Genomic DNA, 3,528 nt, shown 5'->3' with positions numbered 1-3,528 from the left:
CTACACCGCCGCCGACGATCCGCAGAAGATCTACGACAGCAAGAAGGGCCTCGGTTACTGAGGCGGGGAATTGCGCCGTCGGCACTTGTCCGATGGCGCTCCCTTTCGAAACCGCTGCGCGAACGGATAGGCTGGGCGTCCGATTTGTCCGCGGACGCCGGTGGGAGTGACGTTACGATGGTGAACAGCCCCGATCCCGCGGCTTCCCTGCTGGAAGTGCGCGGGATCAGCAAGAGTTTCGGCGCGGTGCGTGCGTTGCAGGAGGTCGACTTCACGCTCCGCGCCGGCGAGATTCATGCGCTGCTCGGCGAGAACGGCGCCGGCAAATCGACGCTGATCAAGGTCGTCACCGGCGTGTTCGCGCGCGACGCCGGCATCGTCCGCCTCGGGGGCGAAGAGGTCGCGCCGCGTTCGGCCAAGGCGGCGGTTCAGGCCGGCATTGCGACGGTCTACCAGGAGGTCAATCTGCTGCCGAACCTGTCGGTGGCGCAGAACCTGTTTCTCGACCGCCAGCCGATGCGCTTCGGCATCGTGCGCGAGGGCGAAATGCGCCGCCGCGCCAAAACCGTGCTTGCCGAATTCGGCCTCGACATCGACGTATCAGCGCCGCTCGGCAATTATTCGGTGGCGATCCAGCACGTCACCGCGATCGCRCGCGCCGTCGATCTCTCGGCGCGCGTGCTGATCCTCGACGAGCCGACCGCGAGCCTCGACCGTCACGAGGTCGAGATTCTCTTCGGCATCATGCGCCAGCTCGCCGGGCGCGGCATCGGCATCGTCTTCGTCAGCCATTTCCTCGACCAGGTCTACGAGATCTCCGACCGCATCACGGTGCTCCGCAACGGGCGCCTGGTCGGCGAGCGCGAGACGGCGTCGCTGCCGCGGCTCGAACTGATCCGGATGATGCTCGGCCGCGAGCTTGCGGAGACCACCAGCGCCCGTGCGGCCACGCGCGAACATCAGGCGCGCGAGGTCTGTGCAAGCTTCGAGAACTACGGCAAGGCCGGCTATGTCGCGCCGTTCAATCTCGAACTGCGCCATGGCGAGGTCGTGGGCCTCGCCGGCCTGCTCGGTTCGGGCCGGACCGAGACGGCGCGGCTGGTGTTCGGCGCCGAGCGCGCCGATCGCGGGCAGGCCAAGGTCGAGGGCGCGGCCGTGCGGCTTCAGTCGCCGCGCGACGGCGTGCGCCACGGTTTTGGCTATTGCCCGGAGGAACGCAAGACCGACGGCATCGTCGCCGAGCTCACGGTGCGCGAGAACATCGTGCTGGCGCTCCAGGCCAAGCGCGGCCTGCACCGGCCGCTGTCGCGCCGCGAGCAGGACGAGATCGCAGCCCGTTACGTCAAGATGCTCGACATCCGCCCGCCCGACCCGGAGCGGCCGGTGGGCCTGTTGTCCGGCGGCAATCAGCAGAAGGTGGTGCTGGCGCGCTGGCTCGCGACCTCGCCGCGGCTCCTGGTGCTGGACGAGCCGACCCGCGGCATCGACGTCGGCGCACATGCCGAGATCATCCGCCTGATCCGCGAGCTCTGCGACGACGGGCTGGTGCTGCTCGTGATCTCCTCCGAACTCGACGAGATCGTGACCTATTCGGACCGTGTCGTGGTGCTGCGCGATCGCGCCCATGTCGACGAGCTCACGGGCGAGGCGATCGACGTCACCAACATTCTCGCGGCCATCGCCGCCGATGGTGCCGCCGCGCACGAGGCCCGGCCATGACAGCGCTGCTGCCGCGCCGCGGCCTTGCCCAGATCCTGGCGCTGATCGTTATCCTGGCGGTCGACCGCGTGGTGTCGCCGCAATTCTTCGATCTGCGGCTCCAGGACGGCCGGCTGTTCGGCAGCCTGATCGACGTGCTCAACCGCGGCACGCCGGTGGCGCTGCTCTCGCTCGGCATGGTGCTGGTGATCGCGACGCGCGGCATCGATCTCTCGGTCGGCGCGGTCATGGCGATCTCCGGCGCCATCGCGGCGAGCCTTGCCGATAGCCACGGCCTGTCGGTCGTGCTGGCGGCCGCCCTCGGCGCGGGCCTCGTGTGCGGCCTGTGGAACGGCTTTCTGGTCAGCGTGCTCGGCATGCAGCCGATCGTGGCGACGCTGATTCTGATGGTGGCGGGGCGCGGCATCGCCCAGCTCATCACCGAGGGGCGCATCGTGACCTTCAGCTCGCCCGATCTGATCTGGCTCGGCAATGGCTCCATTCTCGGCCTGCCGGTGCCGGTCGCGATCGCGCTCGGCATGTTGATTCTCACCGGCGCGGTGGTGCGTGGTTCGGCGCTCGGGCTGCTGATCGAGGCGACCGGCGGCAATGCGCGGGCGAGCGAGCTCGCCGGCGTCGGCACCCGCGCCATGATTCTGGCGGTCTATGTCTGGTGCGGCGTCTGCGCTGCGCTCGCCGGCGTGATCGCGGCGGCCGACATCATGGGCGCGGACGCCAACAATGCCGGCCTCTGGCTCGAGCTCGACGCCATCCTTGCGGTGGTGATCGGCGGCACCTCGCTGTTCGGCGGGCGTTTCAGCCTCGTGCTCGCCGTGCTCGGCGCGCTCATCATCCAGACCATGAACACGGGCATTCTGCTGTCGGGCTATCCGCCGGAATTCAACCTGCTGGTCAAGGCGGTGGTGGTGCTCGCGGTTCTGCTGCTGCAATCGCCGAAATTGTCGGGGTTCTCCGGGATCATGGCGCGACTGCGGAGGACGAAACCATGAAAGGCCTGCCGCCCGTCCTCATCACGGCGATCGTGCTCGTTGCCGGCTTCGCGCTCTGCGCGGTGCAGTTCCCCAACATCGCCTCCACCCGCGTGGTCGGCAATCTCCTCACCGACAACGCCTTCCTCGGCATCGTCGCGACCGGAATGACCTTCGTCATCATCTCCGGCGGCATCGATCTCTCGGTTGGCTCGGTGATCGGCTTCACCACGGTGTTCGTTGCGCTGGCGATCGAGCGCTGGGGCGTGCCGCCGCTGGTCGCCTTCGCCGCCATCCTCGTGCTGTCGGCCGGCTTCGGCGCGGCGATGGGCGCGGTCATTCATGTCTTCGATCTGCCGCCTTTCATCGTGACGCTGGCCGGCATGTTCCTGGCGCGCGGGGCGAGCTTCCTGCTCTCGACGGAATCGGTGCCGATCACCGCGCCGGTGTATTCGACCGTGTCGGACTTCGCATTGCGACTGCCCGGCGGCGGGCGGCTGACGGCCATTGCGATCATCATGCTCGTCATCGTGATCGGCGGCGCCTTGCTGCTGAACCTCACGCGGTTCGGCGCCAATGTCTATGCGCTCGGCGGCAGCCGCGCGACCGCGAGCCTGATGGGCGTGGCCGTCGGCAAGATGACGGTGAAGATCTACATGCTGTCGAGCCTGCTCGCGGGCATCGCCGGCATCGTCTTTTCCTTCTACACCAGCGCCGGCTACTCGCTCTCCGCCGTCGGCGTCGAGCTCGACACCATCGCCGCCGTCGTCATCGGCGGCACGCTGCTGACGGGCGGGCAGGGCTCGGTGGTCGGCACCTTCCTCGGCGTCCTGATCCAGGG

Annotated in this window: 3 protein-coding genes; all 3 read left to right on the top strand. The window is 68.3% G+C overall.

Annotation, left to right across the window (positions count from 1 at the left end; all coding sequences use genetic code 11):
- The first annotated feature begins 177 nt into the window (after positions 1–177).
- Entirely contained in the window at positions 178–1,719 is a 1,542-nt protein-coding gene (locus tag ACXJL8_RS36760) for a sugar ABC transporter ATP-binding protein (protein ID WP_456622288.1), read from the top strand.
- Entirely contained in the window at positions 1,716–2,708 is a 993-nt protein-coding gene (locus tag ACXJL8_RS36755) for an ABC transporter permease (protein WP_456622289.1), read from the top strand. The genes ACXJL8_RS36760 and ACXJL8_RS36755 overlap by 4 nt, the downstream gene beginning before the upstream one ends.
- The coding region (yjfF, locus tag ACXJL8_RS36750; protein WP_456686593.1) for a galactofuranose ABC transporter, permease protein YjfF at positions 2,705–3,528 on the top strand (824 nt) is incomplete at its 3' end. The genes ACXJL8_RS36755 and yjfF, both read left to right, overlap by 4 nt.

Source organism: Bradyrhizobium sp. P5_C11_2 (assembly GCF_054049755.1).
This window is presented reverse-complemented; position numbering and strand designations above follow the sequence as displayed.

Bases quoted from the DNA above. Each gene is read 5' to 3' on its own strand.
- ACXJL8_RS36755 (WP_456622289.1), top strand. From the start codon at position 1,716: ATGACAGCGCTGCTGCCGCGCCGCGGCCTTGCCCAGATCCTGGCGCTG.